Annotated in this window: 22 protein-coding genes; 4 read left to right on the forward strand and 18 right to left on the reverse strand. The window is 69.3% G+C overall.

What is annotated here, in order from left to right:
* Window positions 1-197: 197 nt before the first annotated feature.
* Window positions 198-650 carry a GNAT family N-acetyltransferase gene (locus BJ972_RS06640; RefSeq protein ID WP_129173065.1) on the forward strand — a complete coding sequence of 151 codons (453 nt, stop codon included), beginning with the start codon at window positions 198-200 and terminating at the stop codon, window positions 648-650.
* Window positions 647-979, forward strand: coding sequence for an MGMT family protein (locus BJ972_RS06645; RefSeq protein WP_129173395.1), 333 nt, complete (start codon window positions 647-649; stop codon window positions 977-979). The genes BJ972_RS06640 and BJ972_RS06645 overlap by 4 nt, the downstream gene beginning before the upstream one ends.
* Before the next feature lie 22 nt (window positions 980-1001).
* Here BJ972_RS06645 and BJ972_RS06650 read toward each other — a convergent pair whose 3' ends face one another.
* The 15 genes from BJ972_RS06650 to sucC all read right to left on the reverse strand — a co-directional run bounded on the left by BJ972_RS06650 (window position 1002) and on the right by sucC (window position 19196).
* Window positions 1002-1478, reverse strand: a complete 477-nt coding sequence (locus BJ972_RS06650) for a VOC family protein (RefSeq protein WP_129173067.1) — start codon at window positions 1476-1478, stop codon at window positions 1002-1004.
* A 54-nt stretch (window positions 1479-1532) separates the two neighbouring features.
* Entirely contained in the window at window positions 1533-3338 is a 1806-nt protein-coding gene (locus BJ972_RS06655; RefSeq protein WP_129173069.1) for an ABC transporter ATP-binding protein, read from the reverse strand.
* Window positions 3335-5254, reverse strand: coding sequence for an ABC transporter ATP-binding protein (locus BJ972_RS06660; RefSeq protein WP_129173071.1), 1920 nt, complete (start codon window positions 5252-5254; stop codon window positions 3335-3337). Before BJ972_RS06660 ends, BJ972_RS06655 begins: the two co-directional genes overlap by 4 nt.
* A 364-nt stretch (window positions 5255-5618) precedes the next feature.
* Entirely contained in the window at window positions 5619-6860 is a 1242-nt protein-coding gene (gene ddaH / locus BJ972_RS17545) for a dimethylargininase (RefSeq protein ID WP_129173073.1), read from the reverse strand.
* Between the two features lie 89 nt (window positions 6861-6949).
* Window positions 6950-8047, reverse strand: coding sequence for a Glu/Leu/Phe/Val dehydrogenase family protein (locus BJ972_RS06670; protein ID WP_129173075.1), 1098 nt, complete (start codon window positions 8045-8047; stop codon window positions 6950-6952).
* A gap of 158 nt (window positions 8048-8205) precedes the next feature.
* Window positions 8206-9852 (reverse strand): bifunctional phosphoribosylaminoimidazolecarboxamide formyltransferase/IMP cyclohydrolase, encoded by a 1647-nt coding sequence (purH, locus tag BJ972_RS06675; RefSeq protein WP_129173077.1) that lies wholly within the window; start codon window positions 9850-9852, stop codon window positions 8206-8208.
* Window positions 9849-10442 (reverse strand): phosphoribosylglycinamide formyltransferase, encoded by a 594-nt coding sequence (gene purN, locus BJ972_RS06680; protein WP_129173078.1) that lies wholly within the window; start codon window positions 10440-10442, stop codon window positions 9849-9851. The genes purH and purN overlap by 4 nt, the downstream gene beginning before the upstream one ends.
* Window positions 10443-10504: 62 nt before the next feature.
* Window positions 10505-12049, reverse strand: coding sequence for an APC family permease (locus BJ972_RS06685; protein ID WP_129173080.1), 1545 nt, complete (start codon window positions 12047-12049; stop codon window positions 10505-10507).
* A 57-nt stretch (window positions 12050-12106) separates the two neighbouring features.
* Entirely contained in the window at window positions 12107-13315 is a 1209-nt protein-coding gene (locus BJ972_RS06690) for a cell division protein PerM (protein ID WP_129173082.1), read from the reverse strand.
* A gap of 67 nt (window positions 13316-13382) precedes the next feature.
* A complete protein-coding gene (locus BJ972_RS06695; protein WP_129173084.1) occupies window positions 13383-14816 on the reverse strand; it encodes a hypothetical protein in 1434 nt (477 codons plus the stop codon).
* A gap of 58 nt (window positions 14817-14874) precedes the next feature.
* A complete protein-coding gene (gene dhaL / locus BJ972_RS06700) occupies window positions 14875-15519 on the reverse strand; it encodes a dihydroxyacetone kinase subunit DhaL (RefSeq protein ID WP_129173086.1) in 645 nt (214 codons plus the stop codon).
* A gap of 3 nt (window positions 15520-15522) precedes the next feature.
* Window positions 15523-16515, reverse strand: coding sequence for a dihydroxyacetone kinase subunit DhaK (dhaK, locus tag BJ972_RS06705; RefSeq protein ID WP_129173088.1), 993 nt, complete (start codon window positions 16513-16515; stop codon window positions 15523-15525).
* A 21-nt stretch (window positions 16516-16536) separates the two neighbouring features.
* Window positions 16537-17049 (reverse strand): hypothetical protein, encoded by a 513-nt coding sequence (locus BJ972_RS06710; protein ID WP_129173090.1) that lies wholly within the window; start codon window positions 17047-17049, stop codon window positions 16537-16539.
* 67 nt (window positions 17050-17116) lie between these two features.
* Window positions 17117-18004, reverse strand: a complete 888-nt coding sequence (gene sucD, locus BJ972_RS06715; RefSeq protein ID WP_129173092.1) for a succinate--CoA ligase subunit alpha — start codon at window positions 18002-18004, stop codon at window positions 17117-17119.
* A gap of 28 nt (window positions 18005-18032) precedes the next feature.
* Complete coding sequence (gene sucC / locus BJ972_RS06720) at window positions 18033-19196, reverse strand: ADP-forming succinate--CoA ligase subunit beta (RefSeq protein WP_129173397.1); 1164 nt, start codon at window positions 19194-19196, stop codon at window positions 18033-18035.
* 243 nt (window positions 19197-19439) lie between these two features.
* Between sucC and BJ972_RS06725 the strand changes: the two genes are divergently transcribed.
* Window positions 19440-21194, forward strand: a complete 1755-nt coding sequence (locus tag BJ972_RS06725; RefSeq protein WP_129173094.1) for a hypothetical protein — start codon at window positions 19440-19442, stop codon at window positions 21192-21194.
* Between the two features lie 161 nt (window positions 21195-21355).
* Here BJ972_RS06725 and BJ972_RS06730 read toward each other — a convergent pair whose 3' ends face one another.
* Together BJ972_RS06730 and BJ972_RS06735 are read right to left on the reverse strand one after the other, a co-directional pair.
* Window positions 21356-23824, reverse strand: a complete 2469-nt coding sequence (locus BJ972_RS06730; protein ID WP_129173096.1) for an ATP-dependent helicase — start codon at window positions 23822-23824, stop codon at window positions 21356-21358.
* Window positions 23825-23874: 50 nt separating this feature from the next.
* A complete protein-coding gene (locus BJ972_RS06735) occupies window positions 23875-24864 on the reverse strand; it encodes a glycerophosphodiester phosphodiesterase family protein (protein WP_129173098.1) in 990 nt (329 codons plus the stop codon).
* A gap of 103 nt (window positions 24865-24967) precedes the next feature.
* Here BJ972_RS06735 and BJ972_RS06740 point away from each other — a divergent pair, with 103 nt between their 5' ends.
* Window positions 24968-25780 (forward strand): Bax inhibitor-1/YccA family protein, encoded by an 813-nt coding sequence (locus tag BJ972_RS06740; protein ID WP_129173100.1) that lies wholly within the window; start codon window positions 24968-24970, stop codon window positions 25778-25780.
* An 80-nt stretch (window positions 25781-25860) separates the two neighbouring features.
* Here the strand turns inward: BJ972_RS06740 and BJ972_RS06745 are convergent, their stop codons facing one another.
* Window positions 25861-26808 (reverse strand): L-lactate dehydrogenase, encoded by a 948-nt coding sequence (locus BJ972_RS06745; RefSeq protein ID WP_129173102.1) that lies wholly within the window; start codon window positions 26806-26808, stop codon window positions 25861-25863.
* Between the last annotated feature and the right edge of the window lie 51 nt (window positions 26809-26859).

Below are 26859 nucleotides of genomic sequence, written 5' to 3' on the forward strand. Positions count from 1 at the left end.
TCTCCTCGGGGTCGGTGGGCACGGCGCGCGTCAGCGCGTGCAGGGCGCGAAAAGCACCGAGTCCGAGCTTACCGCGTCGGGCAGATATCTCGATATCGAGACAATTCCAGGCCCCGCGACGAGCGGATGACGCGGGCGCGCCTGTCCCCGGAAATGCCGTCTACCGAGTGTTCGTCAGAACGGGTTAGCCTGGAGGCATGGGTGAGCTGAGACTTGAGGAACTGTCCGCGACGAACATCGTGGCCGCGAACAACCTGTCGCTGAAGCCCGGCCAGGAACAGTTCATCGCGCCGGTGACCTACTCGGCCGAAGCGTCGGTCGTGAACCCCCTCACGTCGTGGCAGCGCATCGTCGTGCAGGACGACAAGGTCGTCGGCTTCATCCACGGCAACTTCGATCCCGACAACGAGCACGAAGAGTTCCGGGCGTGCATCTGGCGCATCAACGTCGACGCCGACGCGCAGGGTCAGGGCGTCGGCCGCTTCGCGACCCAGGCCCTCGCCGAAGAGGCGAAGCGCCGTGGCCTCGACCGCATCACCGTCCTCTGGGAGCCCGACGAGTCCGGCCCCGGCGAGTTCTTCCACCGCATCGGCTTCCGCGACATCGGCGAGACGGCCTACGGCGACATCATCGGGGCGCTCGAACTCTGAGCACTCCGACGTTCGATCGCGGCTTCGTCGAGCACGTTCTCGAGGTCGTCGACTCCATCCCGCCCGGCCGCGTGATGACCTATGGCGATGTGGCCGCGGCACTCGGTTCGCGCGCCGCGCGCGGTGTCGGCCAGGTCATGGCGTACTACGGTTCGTCATCTCCGTGGTGGCGCGTGCTGCGCGCCGGCGGACACCCTCCGCGCGGACTCGCCGCGCGCGCCTTCGCCTACTACGAGCACGAGGGCACGCCCCTCATCGTCACGACGACCGACGAGGGCTACCGCGTCGACTACGCCCGCTGCCGGTGGAGCCCCTCCGCGTCGTCCTGAGCACGCGTCATCCGCTTCGCCCTCACTCCCCCGCGTACGCCGCGTCGAGGTCGGCGATGACGATCTTCCGCATACGGAGCATCGCCTGCATCACGCGACCGGCGGCCGCACGATCGGGGTCGGCGAGATAGCGGTCGAGCGCTTCCGGCACGATCTGCCACGACAGACCGAAGCGGTCCTTCAGCCACCCGCACTGCGACTCCTCGCCGCCGTCGGCGAGGAGCGCGTTCCAGTAGTGGTCGACCTCGTCCTGCGTCTCGACGGGCACCATGAACGAGACGGCCTCGGTGAAGGGGAACTGCGGGCCGCCGTTGATGCCGACGAACCGCTGCCCGGCGAGCTCGAAGGTGACGCTCACGACCTGTCCTGCGAGCGGCGTGCCCTCGGGATACGTCGCACGGTCGATCACGCGACTGTCGGGGAACACGCTCGCGTAGAACTCCGCGGCGGTAGCCGCGTCACCGTCGAACCAGAGCGAGGGGATGATCGTGATGTCCATGCGACAGGTCTACTCCGCGCACCCTGCGGTGGCTAGCCCTCACGTGACATCCGCTCAGACGAGCGAGTCGCGCCACGCTGCGTGCAGCTGCGCGAAGCGCCCCGTACCCGAGATGAGGTCGGCGGGCGTGCCGTCCTCGACGATGCGACCGTGCTCCATGACGAGCACGCGGTCGGCGATCGACACCGTCGAGAGACGGTGCGCGATGATGACGGCCGTCCGGTCGGCGAGGAGGGTCGTGAGACCCTCCTGCACGAGCCGCTCGCTCGGGATGTCGAGAGAGCTCGTCGCCTCGTCGAGGATGAGCACCGCGGGGTCGGCGAGGAAGGCACGCGCGAACGAGATGAGCTGACGCTGACCCGCGCTCACGCGGCCGCCGCGCTTGTTCACGTCGGTGTCGTAGCCGTTCGGCAGTCCCTCGATGAAGTCGTGCGCGCCGACGGCCTTCGCCGCGGCCATGATCTCGCCGAGGGTCGCGTCGGGCTTGCCGAGCGCGATGTTGTCGGCGACGGAGCCCGAGAACAGGTACGCCTCCTGCGTGACCATGACGATCGCTCGACGCAGGTCCTTCGGGTGCAGGTCGCGCAGGTCGACGTCGTCGAGCGTGACCTTGCCCGCGGTCGGGTCGTAGAAGCGCGAGATGAGCTTCGCGAGCGTCGTCTTGCCGGCGCCCGTCGAGCCGACGAGGGCGATCGTCTGCCCCGAGGGGATGTCGAGGTCGAACTCGGGCAGCACAGGGCGACCCGGCACGTAGCCGAACTCGACGCCGTCGAAGCGCACGGCTCCGGTCGACGACCACAGGTCGACGGGGTGCTCCGGGTCGGGAACGCCGGGGCGCTCCTCGAGCACGCCCGAGATCTTCTCGAGCGCCGACGCGGCCGACTGGTAGGCGTTGTAGAACATCGCCATCTCTTCCATCGGGTCGAAGAACCGACGCGTGTAGAGCAACGCGGCGAGCAGCACACCGATCGCGATCTCGCCGTCGGCGACACGGAATCCGCCGACGAGCAGCACGGCCGCGACGGTCACGTTGCCGATGAAGACGAGGCCCGGATCGTAGACGCCGAAGACCTGGATGACGCGGGCGTTGACGTCGCGGTAGTCCTCGACGAGGTCGCCGAACTCCTTCTCGTTGCGCTTCTCCTTGCGGAACGCCTTGACCGCGCGGATTCCCGTCATCGACTCGACGAACTGCACGATGAGCTTCGCGCTCGCGACGCGCGAGCGGCGGAAGAGCACCTGCGACCGCTTCTGGAACCAGCGCGTGAGCACGAACAGCGGCACGAGCGAGATCGCGAGGACCGCACCCGACTTCCAGTCGAGCGCGACGAGCGCGATCGCCGTGAAGCTCATGTAGAGCACGCCCTGCACGAGCTGGTTGATACCCGAGTCGAGGAGCTCCCGGATCGAGTCGAGGTCGCTCGTCTGGCGCGAGATGATGCGCCCCGACGTGTACGACTCGTGGAACTCGAGGCTCAGCCGCTGGGTGTGCAGGAAGACGCGCTTCCGTAGGTCGATGAGGATCGCCTGGCTGATGCGCGCGCTCATGACGATGTACCAGCCGACGAGGGCCGCGGCGATGATGCCCGTGAGCACGTACGCCGCACCCGTGAGGGCGATCGGGAACCAGTTCTGCGACAGGAGTGCGGGCAGGCCCGTGTCGATGCCGTAGGCGATGAGGGCGGGCCCCGCGACCTGGGCGGCCGTGGAGACCACGATGACCGCCATCGTGAGCACGACCTTCCACCGCAGCGGGTGCAGCAGCGAACCGAGGAGGCGGAGGGACCGCTTCCTGATCTGACGCGACTCGTCCTTCGTGAAGTCGTGTCGTTCTTCTCCTTGAACGCCGATGACGCTCATCGGTCGTCCTCCTTCCGGCTCGAGGCCGAGTCGTGTTCGGCGATCATCTCCGCGGTGATGACCGTGAGTTCTGTCGTGTCGAGTCGCTCGGCGCGGCGCTCCTTCTCGTCCTCTTCGAGGCTCGAGATGACGAAGCGGTAGTGATCGCTCGTCGCGAGCAGCTCGCTGTGCCGCCCGACGGCCGTGATGCGGCCGGCCTCGAGGAGCGCGACGCGGTCGGCGAGCATGACGGTCGAGGGACGGTGCGCGACGATCAGTGCCGTCGTCGACGCGAGGATCTTCCGCAGCGCCGCCTCGACGAGGGCCTCGGTGTCGACGTCGAGCGCCGACAACGGGTCGTCGAGCACGAGCACGGCGGGATTCGCCGCCACGGCCCGGGCGAGCGCGAGTCGCTGACGCTGGCCGCCCGAGAGGCTCATTCCCTCCTCGCCGACCTTGGTGTCGACGCCGTCGGGCAGGTCACGGACGAACCCGGCCTGCGCGATGGCGAGCGCCTCGTCGAGCACGGCGTCCGCCTCGGGACCGCCGCCCGCGAGTTCGGGCCGGCCGAGCAGCACGTTGTCGCGAACCGACGCCGAGAACAGCGTGGCGTCCTCGAAGGCCATCGCGATGTGCGTGCGGAGTTCCTCGCGCGTCAGGTCGCGCACGTCGACGCCGTCGAGGCGCACGGTTCCGCCCGTGACGTCGTACAGGCGCGTCGTGAGCGCAGTCATCGTCGACTTGCCCGAGCCGGTGAGGCCCACGAGGGCCATCGTCTCGCCGGGCTCGAGGGTCAGGTCGATGCCGTCGAGCAGGTCGCCGAATCGCTCGGGCGAGTCCTGGTACCGGAAGTGCACGCCGTCGAAGTGCAGCTCGCCCTTCGGCTCGTCGATCGTGACGGGGTTCTCGGGGTCGGTGATCTCGTTGACCTCGTCCATGATGTCGAAGTACCGGTCTGTCGCGGTGCGTGCGTCGAGCGTGAACGCGAGCAGGAAGCCGATCGACTCGACGGGCCAGCGCAGCACGGTCGCCGTCGCGAAGAACGCGACGAGTTCACCGACGGTGAGGAGGTCCTGCGAAGCGAGCCAGACGCCGAGCACGAGGCAGAGCGCGAGCGCGATGTCGGGCACGAGCAGCAGCCAGCGCCAGATGCCGGCATCGAGACGCGCCTTCTCGATCTCGGTTCCGCGGAGGCTCTCGGCCTGCGCCGCGAACTGGTTGAGCGCATACTTGCCGCGGCCGAACGCCTTGAGCACACGGATGCCGTGCACCGACTCCTCGACGGCCGTCGCGAGGTCACCCGCCTGATCCTGGCTGCGCCGCGAGACCTCGGAGTACTTGCCCTCGAACTTGAAGCCGACGACCCAGAGCGGGCTCGAGCAGACGAGGAAGATGAGGCCGAGGAACCAGTTCATCGAGATGAGGATCGCGATTCCGACGATGATCGTCACGAGGTTCACGACGAGCAGGACGAGACCGAACGAGAGCCAGCGGCGGATCATGCCGAGATCGCTCACCGCGCGGGAGAGCAGCTGTCCGCTCGGCCACCGGTCGTGGAACGCGACGGGGAGGTCCTGGAGGCGCGCATACAGCGCGTTCCGCATGCGGGCCTCGATCTTCGTACCCGGGGTCAGCACGAACCAGCGCCGCAGGGCGATCATGATCGCCTCGAGGATGCCGAGCGCGAGCACGATGATGACCGCGGGCCAGATCTGGTCGGGGTCTCCCGCGCTCAGGGGGCCGTCGACGAGCCACTGGAGCACCTGCGGGATCGCGAGTGCGACGAGGCTCGCGACGAGCGCCGCGACCATGCCGAGGTAGATGCGAGGCATCGCCTCGCGCGCGAAGGGCATCAGACGCATGAGCGTCGTGACGGTGCTGAGGCGACGGGGTGCGTCGGGGCGGGCGGGCTGCTCGGACTGAGCGGTGACAGACATGCAGAGGATCCTCGAGAGGACGGTCCGGCGCGCAGACTGGCGAAGCCGGATGAAATGGATATCGATGTGGTGGCGGTGATGCCACCGCGGTCCGCGTGCGGGCCGCATGCAGTCGGGCGGTGCGCCCGGGCGGCGTCAGCCGGAGCGGCGGACCCCGCGAGGCGGGAGCGGGCGAGCGGCAGCGCCGCGGACCGCACCGGCGGCGGTCGTTGTGTGGGCTGTCTTCGTCATGGCTTCCTCCTGCGCCTCGAACTTCGGTCGGTGTGCTGCGCGCTCGGACTTCACAGTCGGGGCAGACAGCCTTTCAGACTATCTGCCCTTCTCACGAAGAATCAAGCGTTCGAGCAGAGCGAGCATCGTTCACTCAGCGCACACGCACCGAGAGGCACGTGACGCAGCCCTCGAGCTTCTCGAACTCGCTGATGTCGACGGTCACGACCCGGTAGCCGAGATTGGCGAGCAGGGCGGCGCTTGCCGGCGCGGATGCCGACATGAGGAGTCGATCGCGGTCGAGCTCGACGACGGCGACGCCCTCGCGCTCGGGCATGGGGAGGAAGCGAGGGAAGAGCGACGTGTCGACGATGAGGTCGGGATGACCGATGATCGTGCCGTCCGGCAGCGCGGTCACCGCGCTCTTGAGGTGCAGCACGCGCGACACCGGCACGGCGACGACGTCGCAGCCGCTGCCCTCGAGGAGCACCCGCAACTGCCGGATGCCCTCGGCGTTCGTTCGCGAACTGGCTCCGACGTAGACGGTGTCGCCCACCTTGAGCACGTCGCCGCCCTCGAGGGTTCCCGGCGCCTCGATGCGCTCGATACGGATGCCGGGGAGCGAGCGCACGAGTCGCTCGGTGCCATCGATCTCCGGTCGACGAGATTCGGCGCCGGGGCGTGTGATGACGGCGACGTCCCCGAAGAACACGACGGTGTCCTCGACGAACACCGAGTCGGCGAGCTCGGGCGCGCCGTCGACCTCCAGGACGTCCCACCCCTCGGCGGCGAGCGCCGCGCAGTAGTTGTCCCACTGCCGGTCGGCGCGCTCCGAGTCGATGGGCGAACGTTCGAGGTGCGTGAGCTCGGCCTCGTCGAGGTTGGAGGCGGGGATGCGGACGAGCGCGAGACGCCGAGCTCCGCGCGAGACGCGCTGGAGCGACCGGTTGTACACACGGGGTGCGAGGAGCGCTTCGGCGACGGCGGACGCCGCGATGAAGACCGGGCCGAGGTTCACGATCGACGACAGCGCGAAGACCCAGACCTGATCGGCGCGCGCGCCGACGGCGAGCGCGCTCACGGCTCCCCCGAGGAAGGCGGCGAGGATCGCCGCGCCGACGCCCGCGAGGACCGCGGTGAAGGCGCTTCGGAGAGCGCCGATGCGATTGACCGCCGTGAGCAGAACGAGCAGCACGAGCGCGGGCGCCGTGAAGTACAGCACTGCCTGACCGAAGATCGACGGGTTCTGACCGTTCGCGACGAAGAGCGCGAGCACGCTCGATCCGAACGCGACGAGGGCGACCGCGAACGCGGACAGGAATGCCGCTCGGAGCTTCGCCGTCGGGGTGTCGTTGGCGATGCGTGCGGTCGAGTGCGGCCGCGGTTCCGTCGTCATGAACCCGAGCCTATCCCTCGGTGCAGCGCGGCGCGGTGCGAGACCGGGTCGACGTGGCCGACCCGGTCCGACCGGGGCCGGGCGTCTCGTCAGCGCGCCGCGTCGAGACGCGCGAAGGCGAGCCGTTCCGCCGCGGCGAGAGTCGTGATGCCGCGGGCCGCCGACTCGCGATAGACGCCGGCGAGCGTCTCGCCGATCGCACCGACCCGCTCGCCGACGAGGGCCTCGTCGGCGCCGGGCACCGAGGCGAGATCGAGGTAGATCACTCCCCCGCCGTTCACGACGAAGTCGGGAGCCCAGAGGATGCCGCGTTCCGCGAGCAGCGCTGCCGATTCGCGTGACGAGAGCTGGTTGTTGGCTGCGCCCACGACCGCTCGCACCCGCAGTTCCGCGATCGTCTCGGGCGTGAGCACGCCGCCGAGACCGCACGGCACGAAGACGTCGGCGACGACTCGGTGGGCGTCCTCCGGCTCGACCCACGCAGCACCGAGCTCGTCGGCGAGCTCGCGCTTCGACGGCACGACGTCGGAGAGGGTGAGCCGCGCGCCGGCTCGCGCGAGCGATCGGGCGAGTCTGCCGCCCACCTGGCCGAGGCCGGCGATGCAGAAGTGGCGACCGCCCAGCGACTCCGAACCGAAGAGCTCGGCGACGGTCGCGACGATTCCCGCGTGCACACCGGCGGCCGTCGCATCGGCGGGTTCGCCGACTCCGCCCTGCTCGGCCGGCAGCCCGCAGACGTGCTCGGTACGTTCGGCGACGATCGCCATGAGGTCGGCGCTCGTACCGACATCCTCGGCCGTCATGTACGCGCCGCCGAGGCTCGCGACCGCGTCACCCAGATCGAGCATCGCCTGGCGCTTCAGCTCGGGGGTCACGGCCGTGCCGACCGGCACGCGGATGACGGCCTTGCCGCCGCCGCGCAGAAGACCGGCCGCCGCGTTCTTGAGCGTCATGGCCTGCGAGAGGCGGAGCGCATCGGCGAGTGCGTCGGTCCAGTGCGCGTACGTCCACATGCGAGCCCCGCCGAGCGCTTGACCCAGCCGGGTGGAATGCACGGCGACGATGATCGTGAGGCCGGAACGGGGGCCCGTCGTGATGAGTATGCGCTCGTGGTCGGGTTCGATCGCCGCGAGGATCTCGGGGGTGCGCAGGTCGACGTGATCGAGTGCGGGTGCTGCCAACGTCATCGTTGTTCTCCTTGTGCTGCTGCCTTGTGGGCAGAATTCCGTGCGCGCCTCATGAGCGCGGCATCAGGAGCAAGGGTACTCGTCGGCGACGTGTGCGGTCGAGACGCGAACGGGGTCCGAGCACGCCTCGCGCGCTCGGACCCCGTTCGCGGATCGACTCAGTGGAAGAAGTGGCGCTCTCCCGTGAAGTACATCGTGACGCCGGCGGCGACGGCCGCGGCGACGACCTCGTCATCGCGGATGGAACCGCCCGGCTGCACGATCGCGCGCACACCGGCACGCAGGAGGATCTCGGCGCCGTCGGCGAACGGGAAGAACGCGTCCGATGCGGCGACCGAACCCTCGGCCCGGTCACCGGCGCGCGTCACGGCGAGCTCGCACGAGTCGACGCGGTTGACCTGACCCATGCCGACGCCGACCGATGCTCCGCCCGAGGCGAGGAGGATCGCGTTCGACTTGACGGCGCGGACCGCGGTCCAGGCGAACTCGAGGTCGCGGCGCGTGGCGTCGTCGACGGGCTCGCCCGCGGCGAGGGTCCAGGAGTCGAACGGCGCGAAGTGCGCGTCGGCCTCCTGCACGAGGAAGCCGCCCGAGATCTGACGGATCTCGTCGCTCTCGCGCTCGAAGTCGTCGGGAAGGGTGAGCAGGCGGATGTTCTTCTTCGCCGTCAGGATCTCGAGGGCCTCGGGCTCGAAGCCCGGGGCGACGAGCACCTCGGTGAAGATGCCGGCGACGGTCTCGGCCATCGCGCGCGTGACGACGCGGTTCGCGGCGATGACTCCGCCGTAGGCCGACACGGGGTCGCACGCGTGGGCACGCTCGTGGGCCGAAGCGATCGCGTCGACGGCGTCGACCGCGGCGAGCGCGATGCCGCACGGGTTCGCGTGCTTGATGATGGCGACGGCCGGCTCGGAGAAGTCGTAGGCCGCGCGCACCGCGGCATCCGCGTCGACGTAGTTGTTGTACGACATCTCCTTGCCGTGCAGCTGGGTCGCCTGGGCGATGCCCGACTCTCCCTCGACGCGGTAGAGACCGGCCGCCTGGTGCGAGTTCTCGCCGTAGCGCAGCACGGCGGCCAGGTCGGCGTCGACGAAGATCGACGGCGCGTACTCGACCTCCGACTCGTCGTCGTCGGTCTCGACGGCGTCGGCCGCGAAGGTGTCGTCCCACTGGTCGTAGACGTTCTCGGTGAACCACGTCGAGACGCCGAGGTCGTACGACGCCGTGTGCTCGAAGGCGAGGGTGGCAAGCTTCTGGCGGAGGCGCAGGCTCGTGCCGCCCGCACGCACGGCCTCGATGACCTCGCCGTAGGCGCTCGGGTCGACGACGATCGCGACGTTGGCGTGGTTCTTCGCGGAGGCGCGCACCATGGCGGGGCCGCCGATGTCGATCTGCTCGACGATGTCGGCCGCGGGCGCACCCGAGGCGACCGTCGCGGCGAACGGGTAGAGGTTCACGACGACGAGTTCGAACGGCGAGATGCCGAGTTCGGTGAGCTGCGCCTCGTGGTGCTCGAGGCGGAGGTCGGCGAGCAGGCCGGCGTGCACGGCGGGGTGCAGCGTCTTCACGCGACCGTCGAGCGCCTCGGCGAAGCCCGTCACGCTCGCGACATCCGTCACGGCGAAGCCCGCATCGCGGATCGTCGACGCGGTCGAACCGGTCGAGACGATCTCGACACCGGCCTCGGCGAGCGCGCCGGCGAGGTCGAGCAGATCGGTCTTGTCGCTCACCGAGAGCAGCGCCCGACGCACGGGCACGACATCGCGGTCGCGGTAGAGGGACGGGTCGTGGCGGGGGCCGCTCATGATCGGTGGAGCTCCTGGAGGTCGATGTGTCCGTTGGCGATGTCGAGGACGGCCTGGATGAGCAGGCGACGCTCGACGGGTTTGATGCGGTCGTGGAGAGAGGTCTCGGTGTCGCCCGCGAGAACGGGCACGCGCTCCTGCGCGATGACGGGCCCGCCGTCGACGCTCTCGTCGACGACGATGAGGCTCGCGCCGGTCTGCGTCGCGCCCGCGGCGAGCGCATCGCGCACGCCGTGCGCGCCGGGGAACTCGGGCAGGTACGCGGGGTGCGTGTTGATCAGGTTGGGCGCGAGCGCCGCAATGACACGCGGCGGCAGCAACCGCATGAATCCCGAGAGGATGACGAGGTCGGGCTCCCACTGCAGGATCTGCTCGAGGAGATGGTCGCCCCATTCCTCACGCTCGGCGCTGCCGCGGAACGGCACCGTGAAGGACGGAATCCCGAACTCCTCGCCGAGCACGAGCCCGTCGGCGTCGCGGTCGGCACCGATGGCGACGACGCGAGCCGGGAATTCGGCGTCTTCGGAGGCTTCGAGAAGGGCGCGGAGGTTAGACCCGCCCCCGGAGATGAGCACCACGAGCTTGAGCACCCTGACAGCCTACCGGCGTCGCCGGTCGCGCCCACACGCGTCATCCACCCGCTCTCTCGGGGTCAGATGCCGCCATCGATCGAGCGGATGATCGGCTGCTCCTCGTCGGGCACGAGCACTTCGGTCTCGCGGTTGAGCGAGCGGCCTCGGAAGAACGGCTTCGAGTCGGAGAAGAACGACCAGACGATCATGAGCACGACGCCGAGGGCGAGGGAACCGACTCCGACGACGAACACGCCGCCGACGCCGAAGAGCACCGTGTAGCCGTAGTCGGGGTCGAACATGTCGATCGCCGAGAAGATGAACGCGCCGGTGAGGAGGAGCGCGCCGATGAGCGGGAAGAGGAACCGGTTGAAGAAGTGACCGACCGTGTCGAAGAGCGCGTCCTTGAAGTACCAGACACACGCGAAGCCCGTGATGGCGTAGTAGAAGGCGATCGCGAGACCGAGCGAGAGGATGGTGTCCTGCAGGATGTTGTCGCTCACGAGCGTCATCCCGACGTAGAAGACAATGGCCACGAATCCCATCAAGAGGGTCGAGAACGACGGGGTCTTGAAGCGCGGGTGCACCGTCGCGAACCTCTTCGGCAGCGCCTTGTACACCGCCATGGCGAGCGTTCCGCGCGCGGTCGGCAGGATCGTCGTCTGCGTCGACGAGACCGCGGAGATCATGACGGCGAGCACGAGCAGCCATGCCCAGGGCCCGAAGACGGCGTCCTTCAGCGCGAAGAAGACGTCGTCGGCATTGCCCTCGTTGCCGAGGCCGAGGCCCGAGTCGCCGAGGCCGGCGAAGGACATCGCCGCGACGGTGACGCCGACGTAGGTGACGAGCAGGATGACGGTCGTGAGCACCGCGGCGCGGCCGGGGATGCGCTTCGGGTCCTTCGTCTCCTCGTTGAGAGCGAGGCACGTGTCCCAGCCCCAGTAGATGAAGAGGGCGAGGAGCACCGCCTCGACGAGGCCGTCGAACGACTCGAAGGCGAACGGGTTGAACCACTCGATACTCGGCGCGGTCGCCGTCGCGGGTGCGTTGCCCATGAGGATCGAGCCGACGCTCAGTACGACGAAGAGCACGAGGGCGATGTACTGCACGGCGAGCAGCACGTTCTGCAGCCGCTCGCCGATCTCGAGGCCGCGCCAGCTGATGTAGCTCATGAGCGCGATGAACACGACGCCCGTGAGCGTCACGACGAAGACGTTCTCGGCGAGGTCGGGGGCGACGAGGAGCCAGAAGTAGATGCCGCCGATCTGGGCGAGGTTCGCGAGCACGACGGTGCCGGCGACGGCGACTCCCCAGCCGCCCATCCAGCCGACCCACGGCCCGAACGCCTTCGTCGCCCACGTGAACGTCGTGCCGCAATCGGGTACTTCCCGGTTCAGCTCGCGGTAGGCGAAGGCGATGAGCAGCATCGGCACGAACGCGATGATGAAGGCGATCGGCGCTTGCGCCCCCACGGCGAGCACGACGAAACCGAGGGTCGCGGCGAGCGAGTAGACGGGGGCCGTCGAGGCGAGTCCGATGACGGTCGAGCCCCACAGGCCGAGTGTGCCGGTCGCGAGGCCTTTACCGCCGGCACGCTGTTCGGAGAGATCGGGTGACGTCGACATCGTTCCTCCTCGGTGCAGCAGGGTGATCGCACATTAGCACCCAGCCCGCACCGAGCGTCAGAGGGTCGAGGAGACGCGATTCGTGGCGCGGGCGGAGACCGAACCGAGGAGCGCAGGCACGCCCACCGCTGCGGCCGCGACGGCGCCCACGAGGAGTCCGTCGGGCCCGACGTCGACGAGGCGACCGGGGCCGGCCGCCCCCGACGACCACCAGGCGAGCAGCCCGAGGAGGACACCCGCGACGAGACCGATCCCGACACCGCGGAGGGCGGTCGTCAGCCACGTGCCCTCGACGGCTCGACGCTCGAGCACGTACCCGACGGCGAAGCCGAGCACGACGGGGACGAGCAGCCCGAACAGGCCGACGGCCGGCGTCTCGCTCGGGACGATGCCGAGCAGGGGGATGCCGGGCAGCGGCCCGATCACCGTTCCGCCGGGTGACACCGTCGTGCCGGTGCCGAGGGCGAAGCCGGGGCCGAGCAGCCACGACGCCGTCCACACGATGGCGTTCGGCAGGAGGGCGAGCTGGGCGAGGGTGAGGGCGAGGCCGCCGACGATCCCCGCCTGCAGCGTCTGGTAGAGGCTCGCGAGCGTCGCGTAGTCGGCGAGGATGAGCACGCCCACGACGGCCGCGGAGACCGAGAGGATGCCCGAGACGGCGACCCCTCCCCCGCGTGCGGCGTCGGCGATCGCCGAGCGTACAGCCGAGGGGATGTTGGCGAGCCGGTCTCCGAGGAGACCGGGGACCTCGAGTCCCGTCGCCGAGCGCCGCTGCTCGGCGATCGCTCCGAGCAGGAAGCCTCCCGCGAAGACGAGCGGAGGGAAGATGAGCGCCTGCACGACGACGGGAGACGCGACCGCCGACCCGGCGGTGAGCCCGAGGAGTGCGGCGAACGCTCCCACGACGACGACGCCCGACACGAGCCCCGCGAGGATGTGGCCGGCCTCGGCGGCGCGGCGCCCGACGCGCGCCGCGAGCAGAACGGTGAGAACGGCGAAACCGAGAGCCGCGATGGAGAGCGTGAAGGCCTCGGTCGTGGCTCCGAGTGAGAGCGCCGTCGCCTCATCGAAGCGCACGACGACGTCGACACCGTTGCCGAGCAGCCAGACGTCGGCGGCCGTGCGCCAGAAGGCGCCGAAGTCGACCGCGAGACCGAAGGTCGTGGCCCACAGCAGGGTGAGCGGCACGAGCGCTGCGCCGAACCCCACTGCGACGATGACGAACGCCTCGAGGGCGGAGAGCAGGACGGTGGTTGAGCGCTTCATTCCTGTGGGAGCTTAGCCGCGGTGCCGGGCAGGAGACGGCCGACGTGCGGGGCGAGCCGGGATCGGCTCAGCCGGCCTGCGGCACGGGGTCGTCGACGGGCGCGACGCGCGCGCCGTCGGGTCGCTGCACGAGCTCGAGGACGAGCACGACGACGAGCGCGAGCACCACGGTCCAGATGATGAGAGCCGGGGTGAGCGGGCGACCGAACATGAGCACGACGGCGGCGACGATGCCGACCAGGGTGCGTGCGAGCACACGGTTCTGGTGCAGCAGGACACCGAAGCGACCCGTCGTGATCCCCCGCCGCTCGGCCGCGACGCGCACGCTCCCGAGCCCATCACCGATGAAGGCACGAAGACGCGTCGGCAGAGCCGCGGTCGAGGCGAACCACGTCACGATCGCGACGCACGCGCCGAGCACGGCGACGGCGACCGTCGTGTCGATCATGCGCTGCACGAGACCGTCGTAGATCACCGAGGCCGCGTCGGTCGGGATGATCGACGGCGAGACCGAACCGAGGAATAGCACGCGGGCGATCGAGAACACCACGGCGAGGAGCGCCGAGATCGCGGCGAGCGCGATACTCGCGCCGAGAAGGGCGCGCGAGCGCCTCGGCGCCACGGCGACCCCGAGGGCGAGGAAGGCGAGCGCGACCCACGGCAGCCACGTGCCGACGGCGACCGCCAGCGCGTAGATCGTGCGCGCCGACCCGAGGCCGTCGGACTGCAGGACGGGAACGACGAGCTCGATCTCGGGGATGACGGAGGCGAATCCGACACCCGTGTCGACGAGTCGTGTCTTGACCTCGGCGATGACGGGCCCGAGATTGAGGCTCACCGTTCCGTCGTTTCCGATGGCGACCGTCGAACGCGGGTCCCCCTGCAGAGCCGACACGATCTGGGCGTGGCTGATCCTGAGCGCTTCGTTCACGGCGACGCGATAGGCGTCGGACTCGACGATCGCGCGCACCGACGAGTCGACGAGAGTGCGGAGTCCCGTCGCTGCGGGTTGCTCGAGCAGCCCGAGCGCGCGCGTCGCCGGCGCGGGAAGGTCGAGGGTGCGGATTCCGTCGAAGACCTCGGCGGTGAGAGCGTCGATGTCGACGGCCTCGGTGATGGCCGTCGACACCTCGGCCGCGACGAAGGCCCGCACGGCGGGGTCTTCAGCGATCGGAGCGAAGGTCGACACGAATCGATCGGTGTCGACGAGTTCGGCCCGGGCCCACCCGGCGACGACGGCGACGGGAGCGAGGAGCACACCGAGTGCGATGAGGGCGCCGGCGAGCACGGCGCGGCCCCGGTGGCGCTTCGGGGCGGAATCCCTGACGTCGAGGGGAAGCGTGGCGCGGGCGTCGTCGATCTCGGCTCGCGCCGCACGAGCATCGGCGCGAGCGTCATCCGCCTCGGCGGCCGCCGCGTCGGCTCGGGCGCGGAGGGCGTCGTTCTCGGCTTCGAGGGCATCGAGACGCGCCCTCAGCTCGGCTGTTGTCTCGCGGACCATGACAGGCTCCCCTCACGCATGTGCGCTCAGAGTAGCGGTCAGCGCGGTCCGCGCGCGATCAGGCGTCGTCGCGCAGTGCGTCGACCAAGGCATCGAAGAGGTACGTGGTCGACTGCGCACCGGGATCGACGTGTCCGATGCTGCGTTCGCCGAGGTAGCTCGCGCGGCCCTTCCGCGCGAGGAGCGGCGCGGTCTCGTCGCGGCCGCGGCGAGCGGCCTCTCGCGCTGCCGACGCGCACGAATCGAGGTCGTCTCCGGCGGCCGCACGTTCCTCGAACGCATCGACGGCGGGAGCGAGTGCGTCGACGAGGGTCTTGTCGCCGCGCTCCGCGCGACCGCGTTCCACGACCCCGTCGAGACCGGCGCGCAGAGCGAGCGCGACGCCGCGGGTGTCGAGTGAGGTGACGGGGCCCGCCGCGACGCCGAAACGGAGGAAGAACGTGCCGAAGAGGGGGCCGCTCGCTCCGCCGACGGTCGTGACGAGCGTCATCCCGATGCTCTTGGCCTCGGCTTCGACGGTGTCGCCGTGCTCGCTCCGGTCGGCGACGGCCGCCGTTCCTCGCGCGAGGTTGGCGCCATGATCGCCGTCACCGATCGCCGTGTCGAGTTCGGTGAGCTCGACGCGGTCTCGAGCGACCCGCGCGGCGAAGCGCGCCAGCCAGTCGACGAGGACCTCGATCGAGAGTGCGTCAGCTGTCGTCATCCGTCATGCCTTCCACCTGAGCGCCGGCGTCCGCACCGGCGCGTCCCAGAGTCCGATCATGTCATCATCGGCGCGCAGAACGGTGAGCGCGCAACCGATCATGTCGAGAGACGTCACGTAATCGCCGACGAGGCTGCGGGCCACCGCGATGCCCCGCGACTCGAGCTCGCGGGCGACGTGACCGTAGACCACGTGGAGCTCGATGAGCGGTGTGCCGCCGAGACCGCTGAGCATGACGATGGCGGGGTCGTCGCTCGTCTCGAGTTCGTGCACGACCGAGTCGACGAGGCGTGCGGCGAGGTCGCGAGCCCCGCGGAAGGGCAGACGCGATCGACCCGGCTCACCGTGGATTCCGACGCCGAACTCCATCTCGCCCTCGGGGATGACGGCCGGCTCGCCGTGGCCGGGAACCGAACAGCTCGAGAGCGCCGCTCCCATCGACCGGCCGTGCGCGACGATGCGCTGAGCGAGCGCGACGAGGTCGTCGAGCGACCGGCCCTCGCCGGCAGCGGCACCGACGATCTTCTCGAGGATGACGGTGAGGCCCGTCCCCCGGCGTCCCGCCGTGTGCAGCGAGTCCTCGACGGCGACATCGTCCTCGACGACGACGGCTCGCACGTCTATACCGGACGCCGCGGCGAACTCGGCGGCCATGTCGAAGTTCATGACGTCGCCCGTGTAGTTCTTGACGATGTGCAGCACGCCGGCGCCCGAGTCGACGTTCGTCGTCGCCTCGAGGATGCGGTCGGGCGTCGGCGACGTGAAGAGCGGGCCGACGACGGCGGCATCGAGCATCCCGAGTCCGACGAATCCGGCGTGCAGCGGCTCGTGACCCGAGCCGCCGCCCGAGATCACGCCGACCGTGCCCGGTCGTGCGGGCTCGGCCCGATAGACGATGCCCGCGGCGTGGTCGACCCTCAGCTCCGGGTGTGCTGCGGCGAGACCGCGGAGGGCGTCGGCGACGAGGTCGTCGGGGTCGTCCATGAACTTCCGCATCGTCATCCTCTCGATCACGCCCTAGTGGACGAGCGCCTTCAGTGCGATCATCGCGACGCCGAACATCGCCGTGGCGACGGCGCCGAGGAGGCGTCGCGGTATCGACGGCGTGCGCCGGGCGAACGCGAGATAGCCGAGAACCCCGAGCACGACGACGCCCGACCAGAGGGCGAGCCACGTCGCGATCTCGTCGGAGAAGACCTGCGTCGCACCGAGCAGGAGGATGACGGACGGGATGAGTGCCGCGGCGAGGAGACCGAACGAGTGGCCGAGCGCATCGCGGAACGCCTCGCGGAAGCCCTCGACGCCGTCCTCCGACGCGCCGTAGCGCGCGAGCGTGCCCGCGTACACGTGGGCGGCCCAGAACACGAGCACCGTGAGGTCGACGACCCAGAAGGTGCTCCACGCCGAGGCCTCGTGCAGGCCCGTGACGACGATCATGCCGGCCACGAGGATGATCCCGTAGACGGACTCCTCGGTCGCGAACGTCGCGACGGGCACCGGGCGCCGAGTCGGCTCGGGATGAATCGTCATGAGCACAGTGTAGGAGCGACGGAAGGCCGGGGCATTCGCCCCGGCCTTCCGTTCATCGCTGTGTGCGTCAGAGCGCCGCGTAGACCTCGCGCAGCAGGTCGGCGGTCTCGGTCGGGGTCTTGCCGACCTTGACGCCGGCGGCCTCGAGGGCCTCCTTCTTCGCCTGAGCGGTTCCCGCGGAGCCCGAGACGATGGCGCCGGCGTGGCCCATGGTCTTGCCCTCGGGAGCCGTGAAGCCGGCGACGTAGCCCACGACGGGCTTCGTGACGTTGGCCTTGATGAACTCGGCGGCGCGCTCTTCGGCGTCTCCACCGATCTCACCGATCATGACGATCGCCTTCGTCTCGGGGTCGGCCTCGAACGCGGCGAGCGCGTCGATGTGCGTCGTGCCGATGACGGGGTCGCCGCCGATGCCGATGGCGGTCGAGAAGCCGAGATCGCGCAGCTCGTACATCATCTGGTAGGTCAGCGTCCCCGACTTCGAGACGAGACCGATGGGGCCCTTGCCGGTGATCGTCGCGGGCGTGATGCCGACAAGCGACTCGCCCGGCGTGATGATGCCGGGGCAGTTCGGGCCGATGATGCGGGTCGTGCCGCCCTGGGCCTGGTTGTAGGCCCAGAACTCGGCGGAGTCCTGCACCGGCACGCCCTCGGTGATGATCACGAGGAGCGGGATCTTGGCGTCGATGGCCTCGATCACGGCGTCCTTCGTGAAGGCGGGGGGCACGAACGCGATCGACACGTCGGCGCCCGTCTTCTCGATCGCCTCGGCGACCGTGGCGAAGACGGGGAGTTCGACGTCGCCGTGCAGGACGGTCGTGCCGGCCTTACGGGCGTTCACGCCTCCGACGACCTGGGTGCCCGCGGCGAGCATGCGCGCCGTGTGCTTGGAGCCTTCGCCGCCCGTGATGCCCTGGACGATGACCTTCGAGTCCTTGTTGAGGAAGATCGACATTGCTGAATTCCTGTCCTGTGTCCGTGGCTTACGCGTTGGCGAGTTCGGCGGCCTTGTCGGCGCCTTCGTCCATGGTGGCGGCGAGGGTGACGAGGGGGTGGTTCGCCTCGTTGAGGATGCGACGGCCCTCTTCGACGTTGTTGCCGTCGAGGCGCACGACGAGCGGCTTGTTGGCGGCGGAGCCGAGCTCGGCGAGCGCGCCGACGATGCCCTTCGCGACCTGGTCGCAGGCCGTGATGCCGCCGAAGACGTTGACGAAGACCGACTTGACCTGCGGGTCGCCGAGGATGACGTCGAGACCGGCGGCCATGACCTCGGCCGATGCTCCACCACCGATGTCGAGGAAGTTGGCGGGCTTCACGCCGCCGTGGTTCTCACCCGCGTAGGCGACGACGTCGAGCGTCGACATGACGAGGCCCGCGCCGTTTCCGATGATGCCGACTTCGCCGTCGAGCTTCACGTAGTTGAGGTCCTGAGCCTTGGCCTTGGCCTCGAGGGGGTCGGCCGCGTCCTTGTCTTCGAGCTGCGCGTGCTTCGGGTGACGGAACTCGGCGTTCTCGTCGAGCGTGACCTTGCCGTCGAGGGCGATGATGTCGCCCTCCTCCGAGAGGATGAGCGGGTTGACCTCGACGAGGGTCGCGTCTTCACCGGTGTAGACGGCGTAGAGCTTCACGAAGACGTCGGCGACCTTGTCGACGAGCTCGTCGGGGAAGTTCGCGGCGACGGCGATCTCGCGGGCCTTGGCCGCGTCGATACCGGAGACCGGGTCGATCTCGATGCGCGCGAGCGCCTCGGGCTTCTCGACGGCGAGCTGCTCGATCTCCATGCCGCCCTCGACGCTCGTGAGCGAGAGGTACGAGCGGTTGGCCCGGTCGAGCAGCACGGAGAAGTAGAACTCCTGCGCGATGCGGGCGCCACCGGCGACCATGACGCGCTTGACGATGTGGCCCTTGATGTCGAGTCCGAGGATGGCCTTCGCCGCTTCCTCAGCCTCATCGGGGGTCCTCGCGACCTTGACGCCGCCGGCCTTGCCGCGACCGCCCACCTTGACCTGGGCCTTGACGACGACGACGCCGCCGAGCTTCTCGGCTGCTGCACGCACCTCCTCCGGAGTGTCGGCGACGATTCCGGGGAGAACGGGCACCCCGTACTCTTCGAAGAGGTCTCGGGCCTGGTACTCGTACAGATCCACGCTGGTCATCCAATCCGCATTCAGCTCTGGCGCTGGGGTCGATGGCCCCGAACATTTCTCGATGTCGAGACACTTTCTCTCGATGTCGAGACGGTCGGGCCGTAGAGAACTCTACGCCCCCACCCGGAACACTTCGAATCAGCCGGATCGCTCCTCCCCTGCACATCCGCGTGACGTCGGGCGAAGTGCACGAGCGGACGGATGACTCGAGCGGGCGCTTCCCCGAGCCGCGACGCTGACCGCATGATCCGATTCAGAACCGCGCGCTCCGGCGCGACCTCTCTCGCCTCCCGACTCGCCTCGGGCGTCCTCCTCGGCGCTGCAGCGACTCTCATCGCGGCCGGTGCTGCGACCGCTCTGCCGGGTACCGCTCCCCTCCCAGCGCACACGCTCACGCCGCGCATCGCGACCGCTCCACCGCCGACCTCGGTCACGTCGCCCGGCCATGGTCACCGCTCCGCGAGCGACGGCACGTGGCTCGGGTCGTGGGCGCTCGGCGACGGGGCGTTCGGCTTCTGCCTCGATCGCTCGCTCGCCGTGCCGCTCGGAGCACCGGTCGAGTACGCCTCGAACGACGATCTCGCGTGGTTCGACGATCGGACGGCGGCTCGACTCGCCACGATCGCCCGGATCGCGGGTTCGTCGACCGACCGTGACATCGCCGCCGCCGGGCAGTTGGCGACGTGGCGCATCACCGGACTGCACGGCCTGACCGTCGAGCAGGTCGCCGCTCGTGCGGGCGCGTCGGCGGCACGTGTGGCGGCGCTCTCGTCGGACTTCCTCGCTCGCTCCGAGTCGGAATCCACGCGGTCCGTGCGAGCCGTCGCGTCGTTCGACTCGACGGGCGGCGGGCTCCGTGCGAAGGCCGAGCTGTTCGTCGCGGGCCTCGATGGCACGGAGTGGCCCCTTGCGTCGTCGTCCCACAGCGGCACGATCACGCTTCAGGGAGCGACGTTCGCCGATGGCACGAAGACGGCACGCATCGCGAACGGCGAGACGATCGACGTGATCGTCGCGAGCGGACCCGCGCGCGTCGGCGTGGGCGCGACCGTCGTCTTCGACGATCTGCCCTACGGCGACGGCCTCATGATCGCTCGCGCACCGGGCGGCGTGCAGAGCCTCGCCGTCGCGCTGCCGACGAAATCTCGGGCCGAATCGACGACGCGCTACATCGGCGCGAACCCGGCTCCATTCAGCCCCGTCGTCACCACGAGAACGAGCGATGCACGTGTGGCGCCCGGAGCGGAGATCCACGACCGGCTGACCGTCTCCGCGGCGGGTGACTCCGAGTGGGGCGTGTACCCGAAGGGCAGCAGCTGGCTTCCCGTCGAGGTCACGGTGCGCTCCCGCCTCCTGGGCCCGTTCGCATCATCGCCGAAGCTCTCGCGGACGACCCCGAAGAACGCTCCCGAGGTCTGCGCGGTCGTGACCGTCATCGATCGCGGGCCCGGCGACTACGCGACGCCGACCTGCACCGTCGAGCGGCCCGGCTACTACGTGTGGGTCGAGACCATCAGGCCGTCTGACTCGAGCCCGGGTACTGGAGGCACGCCGTTCACTCCCTGGACGGGCCCGTTCGGAGTGGCGGAGGAGATCACGCTCGTCGAGGCGCCTCCGGCACCGGAACCGACTCCCGAGCCCACGCCGGAGCCCACGCCGGAGCCGGAACCCACGCCGACTCCCGAGCCCACGCCGACACCGGAACCCACGCCGTCTCCCGAGCCCACGCCGACCCCGGGGCCGACACCGGAGCCGACGCCGGAGCCGAGCCCCAGTCCCGAACCCAGCCCTAGCCCCGGGCCCAGTCCGTCTCCCGAGCCCAGCCCGACGACCAAACCCACGCCAACGGTGACCCCACCCGGCGCTCTCGCCGAGACGGGCCCCGAGACCGGCGCCCTCATCGCTGCGGCCGCGTCGTTGCTCGTGTTCGGGGCAGCGGGAGTCGCCGTCGGACTCGGAATCCGCGCCGCACGCAAGCGGGAGACGCCGCTCGACTGACAGGCATGCTCGACTCACGGCCCACCACGAGCACGGCGACGCCGTGAGCAACGGCCGGACGATCGCTGACGCCGGGAGCGGTGGCCGAGCAGTCGTCCACGCCGGGAATGAGAAACGCCGCCGCACCGGTACATCCCGGGGCGGCGGCGTCTCTCTCGTCGTCAGATCTTCTCGATCGGAGCGATCTTGATCAGGAGCTTCTTCTGCCCGGCAGAATCGAACGACACGTGCGCGACCTTCTTCGTGCCCTCGCCCGTGACCTGGGTCACGCGGCCCTCACCGAAGTCGGCGTGACGGATGCGGTCACCCGCGTCGAGGGTGAGGTCGCCGTTGTCTCGAACGGCCGTGACCTTGTTCGGCCACTCGGCACCGGCAGCACGCGCGGGCTTCGTCGAAGCCGCGACCGAGAACCGGTCGGAGTTGTACGACGAGCCCCAGCGGTCTGCGCCCGGTTGGCGACGCGCGTTGAGCGCACGCGGGCCTGTTCCGCCTCGCGAGTTCGCCATGCCGGGCGACTGCTTCCAGTCGATCAGTTCCTCGGGGATCTCCTGCAGGTAGCGGCTCGGCAGCGCGACGTTCGTCTCGCCGAACTGCGCACGGCTCATCGCGAGCGAGAGATACAGACGCACTCGGGCGCGCGTGATGCCGACGTAGAAGAGGCGACGCTCTTCGGCAGGACCACCCGGTTCAGAGGCGGAGATCTGGTGAGGGAGCAGGCCTTCTTCGATACCGGTCACGAAGACCGCGTGATACTCGAGGCCCTTCGCTGTATGCAGCGTCATGAGCGACACCGTGCCCGACGCATCGTCGAGGTCATCGGCCGCGGCGACGAGCGAGACCTGCGTCAGGAAGTCGACGAGGGTCGCGTCGGGGTTGTCCTTGTCGAAGTCCTTCGTCTGGGCGAGGAGCTCGTCGACGTTCTCGGCGCGCGCCTCGTCTTGCGGGTCACGGCTGTTGCGGAGCGCGTCGAGCAGGCCGCTGCCCGTCAAGAGGTGCGACAGGACGTCGGAGACCTTGACCGACGACGCCGGGGCCGGCGCATCGGCGGGGGCATCGGCCGGGGGCGTCGGCGGAACGAGCATCAGCGCCGCCTCGTCGAGGAGGTTCGCGAGAGCCGTGATCGCCGCGGTGACCTTCGGACCGAGACCGAGGCCGGCGGCGGCACGCATCGCCTGCCGGAACGAGATCTCGTTCTGCTCGGCGAACGTCGCGAGGGCCGTGACCGTCGCCGGCCCGATTCCGCGCTTCGGGGTGTTGAGGATGCGGCGGAGTGCCAGCTCGTCGAGCGGGTTCGCCACGGAGATCAGGTACGCCATGGCGTCCTTGATCTCGGCGCGCTCGTAGAACTTGGTACCTCCGACGACGCGATAGGGCAGTGCGGAGCGCACGAAGATCTCTTCGAGCGCTCGGGTCTGGGCGTTCGTGCGATAGAACACGGCGATGTCGCGATAGTCGACGCCGGATCGGTGCAGGGCCTCGATCTCGTCCGCGATGAACTGCGCCTCGTCGTGCGCGGTGTAGCCCGTGTAGCCCGTGATCTTCTCGCCGTCGCCGACGGCCGTCCACAGCTTCTTGTCTTTTCGGTCGAAGTTGTTGCCGATGACGGCGTTGGCCGCCGAGAGGATGTTCTGGGTCGAGCGGTAGTTCTGCTCGAGGAGCACGACCCGAGCACCCGGGAAGTCGCGCTCGAACTCGACGATGTTGCGGATGTCGGCACCGCGGAAGGCGTAGATCGACTGGTCGGAGTCGCCGACGACGGTGAGCGAGGCACCCGGGATCGAGCCCGACGAGTCGGCGAGGGAGCGCACGTGCAGCCCTTGCGACTCCATCTCGTCGACGAGTTCGGGTGCGACGGGCCGGGTCAACTCATGGATGAGCGAGTACTGCGCGTGGTTCGTGTCTTGGTACTCGTCGACGAGGATGTGCCGGAAGCGCCGCTGGTAGAGCGCCGCCGTCTTCGGGAACGCCCGGAAGAGGTACACGGTCTCGCCGATGAGGTCGTCGAAGTCGAGGGCGCTCGCATCGCGCAGGCGCCGGGCGTACTGCCGGAAGATCTCGACGAACATGACCTCGTGCGGGTCGTTCATGTTGGCGTTCCGCGCGTACGAGTCGGCGTCGGCGAGCTCGTTCTTGAGCTTCGAGATCTTGCCCTGCACGCCCGCGGGCGTGAAGCCCATCGTGTCGGCGTCGAGGTCTTTGATGATGCGCTTGAGGATGACGCGCGTGTCGGCCGAGTCGTAGATCGTGAACGTGCTCGACAGCCCGATCGCGTCGGCCTCGCGGCGCAGGATGCGCACACACGCCGAGTGGAACGTCGAGATCCACATGCCGTCGGCGCCGTCGCCGAGCAGGTGGCGCACGCGTTCGCGCATCTCAGCCGCGGCCTTGTTCGTGAAGGTGATCGCGAGGATCTGGCTCGGCCACGCGTCGCGGCTCTCGAGGAGGCCGGCGATGCGATGGGTGAGGACGCGGGTCTTGCCCGAGCCGGCACCGGCGACAATGAGCAGCGCGGGGCCGCGGTACTCGACGGCTTCGCGTTGTTCGGGGTTCAGCCCGTCGACGAGTGCGGATGCCGCGGGCGGGGCGTCGCTCCAGCCGCCAGGCTCATCAGGATCGAGAATCAGGGTCATGGCGCGCACAAGTCTAGGCGCGACCACCGACACCCGTTCGAGCCGGTGTCCTAGCCGATGAAGCTCGCGCGGGCTTCGACGCCGAGGTCGGGGTGATCGACGAAGATGCCGTCGACGCCCGCGCCGAGGATCGCCGCGAACTCGGTCGGCCAGTCGCCGAACGCGGCCTTGTCGCGACCGCATCGGTGCTCGGCGGCGAGGAAGCGGTTCTCGGGTCGGAGCGTCCAGGTGAACACCGCGAGATCGCGCGCGTGCGCCTCGCCGATGAGGCCAGGTCCGCTCGTCGCGAGAACGAGGTTCTTCGGGATGCTGATGCCGTCGACGCGCCCCACGAGGCCGTCGAGCCCGGCGGGCGTCAGGTACTGCGCGTACGGAAGGGCATCGGCGCCGCGAGCACGGACCTGATCGAACGGCGCTCCGGCGTCCTCGAGGAGGAACACGCGACGAGAGCCCGCCGAGCGAGCGCCGAGGCGGTCGAGCACATCGAGTTCGAACGCTTCGAACGTCACCCTGTCGTCGTCGAGCGCCCAGCCCGCCGCGGAGGCTTCTGCGGCGAAGAGCTCATCGAGCGGAAGCCCGGCCTCCGCAAAGTGCGTGGCGTGCTTGATCTCGGCGACCATGCCGACACCGCTCCCCCGTTCCTCCGACGCCGTGTCGAGGAGTTCGAAGAGGTCGGCGAGCCTCAGGATCGGGAATCGTCCGTCGAACGTCGCGCTCGACGCGCGAATCGCGCCGATACGCTCGCGCGCCCTCAGGGTCGCGAGCTCCGCCCACGTGAAGTCCTCGGTGAACCAGCCGGTGAGTCGCTGACCGTCGACCTCCCGCGTCGTGCGACGGCTCGCGAATTCGGCCCGCTCGGCGACATCCGTGGTGCCCGAGATCTCGTTCTCGTGCCGTAGCACGAGCACGCCGTCGCGCGTCGCGACGATGTCGGGCTCGACGGCGTCCGCCCCGAGGGCGACGGCGAGTTCGTAGGCGGAGCGGGTGTGCTCGGGCCGATATCCGCTCGCACCTCGATGACCGATGACGAGTGGCTTCATGCCTTCAGCGTAATCGCGCAGGAATACAGGCGATCTCGGTGGTCTCCCGGATTCGTCCGATAGATTTGTCTGACGACTCCCCCGCAATGAAAGCGAAGGAACCATGGCCCTCGACAATCCCGCCTTCTCACGCAACCCGGCCTTCAACGGCCAGGGTGCCGTCGCCGCCAAGACGATGAGCGCTGGCGACCTGCAGGACCTCTACAACCAGCCCTCCACTCCGCCGCGTCTGCCGGCGTCCGAGGTCATGACCGTCGAGAACACGGTCCAGAAGACGGTCGCCGCCTTCGCGGTGCTGCTCGTCGGCGCCGCCATCGGTTGGATGACCGCCGATCTGATGATCGTCTGGGCCGGTGCCGGCATCGTCGGCTTCGTGCTCGCGATGGTCAACATCTTCAAGAGGGAGCCGTCTCCCGCGCTCATCCTCGCCTACTCGGCCGCACAGGGTGTCTTCGTCGGTGGAATCTCGGCGTGGTACGAGGCGATCAGCCCCGGAATCGTCGTTCAGGCCGTCATCGCGACGCTCGTCGTCGTCGGCGTGACGCTCGCTCTCTTCGCGAGCGGCAAGGTGCGTGCCTCGAAGCGCGCGACCAAGATCTTCCTCATCGCGATGGTCGGTTACCTCGTCTTCTCGCTCGTCAACGTCGGCATCATGATCTTCGGCGGCGCCGGCGGAAACCCGTGGGGTCTCCGCGGTGACGTCGAGATCATGGGCATCCCCCTCGGTGTCATCCTCGGCATCTTCGTCGTGATCCTCGCCGCCTACTCGCTCGTACTCGACTTCGACTACATCCAGAAGGGCGTCAACGCCGGCGCCCCGAAGAAGTTCGGCTGGTCGGGCGCCTTCGGCATCATGGTGACGGTCATCTGGCTCTACCTCGAGATCCTCCGCATGCTCGCGATCGCTCGCGACTAGTGACTGGTGCACCACGAAGGGCCGCCCTCGGGCGGCCCTTCGTCGTTTCCGGAACCGGTTCGCACCGGCATCCGTTCGGTCTATCGGCCGAGCGCCGCGAGTGAGGTGCGCAGGGCCTCGGCGGATGCCTGCAGGCGCTCCTCCTCGAGGGTAGAGAAACGCGTTTCGGCGAGGGGGTGCGCGCCGCCCGCGTCGACGATGCTCGGAACCGAGAGGGCGACACCGTCGATGCCGTGGAATCCCGACAGCACCGTGCTGACGGGCATGACGGCGTGCTCGTCGTTCAGCACCGCCTCGACGATGCGGGCACCTGACAGGCCGATCGCGTAGTTCGTGACGCCCTTGCCCTCGATGACGGCGTAGGCGGCATCGCGGGTGTCGCGGGCGATCGACTCGAGCTCGTCGACCTCGAACGTCTGCCCGCCGTTCCACTCCAGGAGGGGAACCGGGCCGATCGTCGCCGACGACCACAGCGGGAACTCCGTGTCGCCGTGTTCACCGACGATGTGCGCGTGCACGCTCGCCGTCGAGACTCCGGCGCGCTGCGCGAGCTTCCACCGAAGGCGCGAGGTGTCGAGGACCGTGCCCGACGCGAAGACGCGTTCGGCGGGCAGCCCCGACACCTGCTGGGCGACGACGGTCAGCACGTCGCACGGGTTCGTCACGAGGATGAACACCGCCTCGGGTGCGCGCTCGACGAGCTGGGGCATGAGCGACTCGAGGATGCGCGCGTTCGTGCCGGCGAGCTCCAACCGGGTCTGGCCGGGCGCCTGGTTCGCGCCGGCCGTGATGACGACGACGTGCGACCCGGCCACGACGTCGATGTCATCGCCGCCGACGATGTCACTCGAGCCCGTGAACTGCGTGCCGTGCGCGAGATCGAGCACCTCGGCGTCGACCTTCGACTTCTTGATGTCGTAGAGCGCGATGTGACGCGCCGACTCGCGGATGAGGGCGGCATAGGCGAGGCTCGTGCCCACGCTTCCCGCACCGATGATGGACAGTTTCGAATTCTCGATAACGCTCACCCGCCCATTCTGCCGCTCCCCCTCGGTGTGTGACTCGTCGATGTCGTTCCG

This window comes from Agromyces atrinae, assembly GCF_013407835.1.
GTDB lineage: Bacteria > Actinomycetota > Actinomycetes > Actinomycetales > Microbacteriaceae > Agromyces > Agromyces atrinae.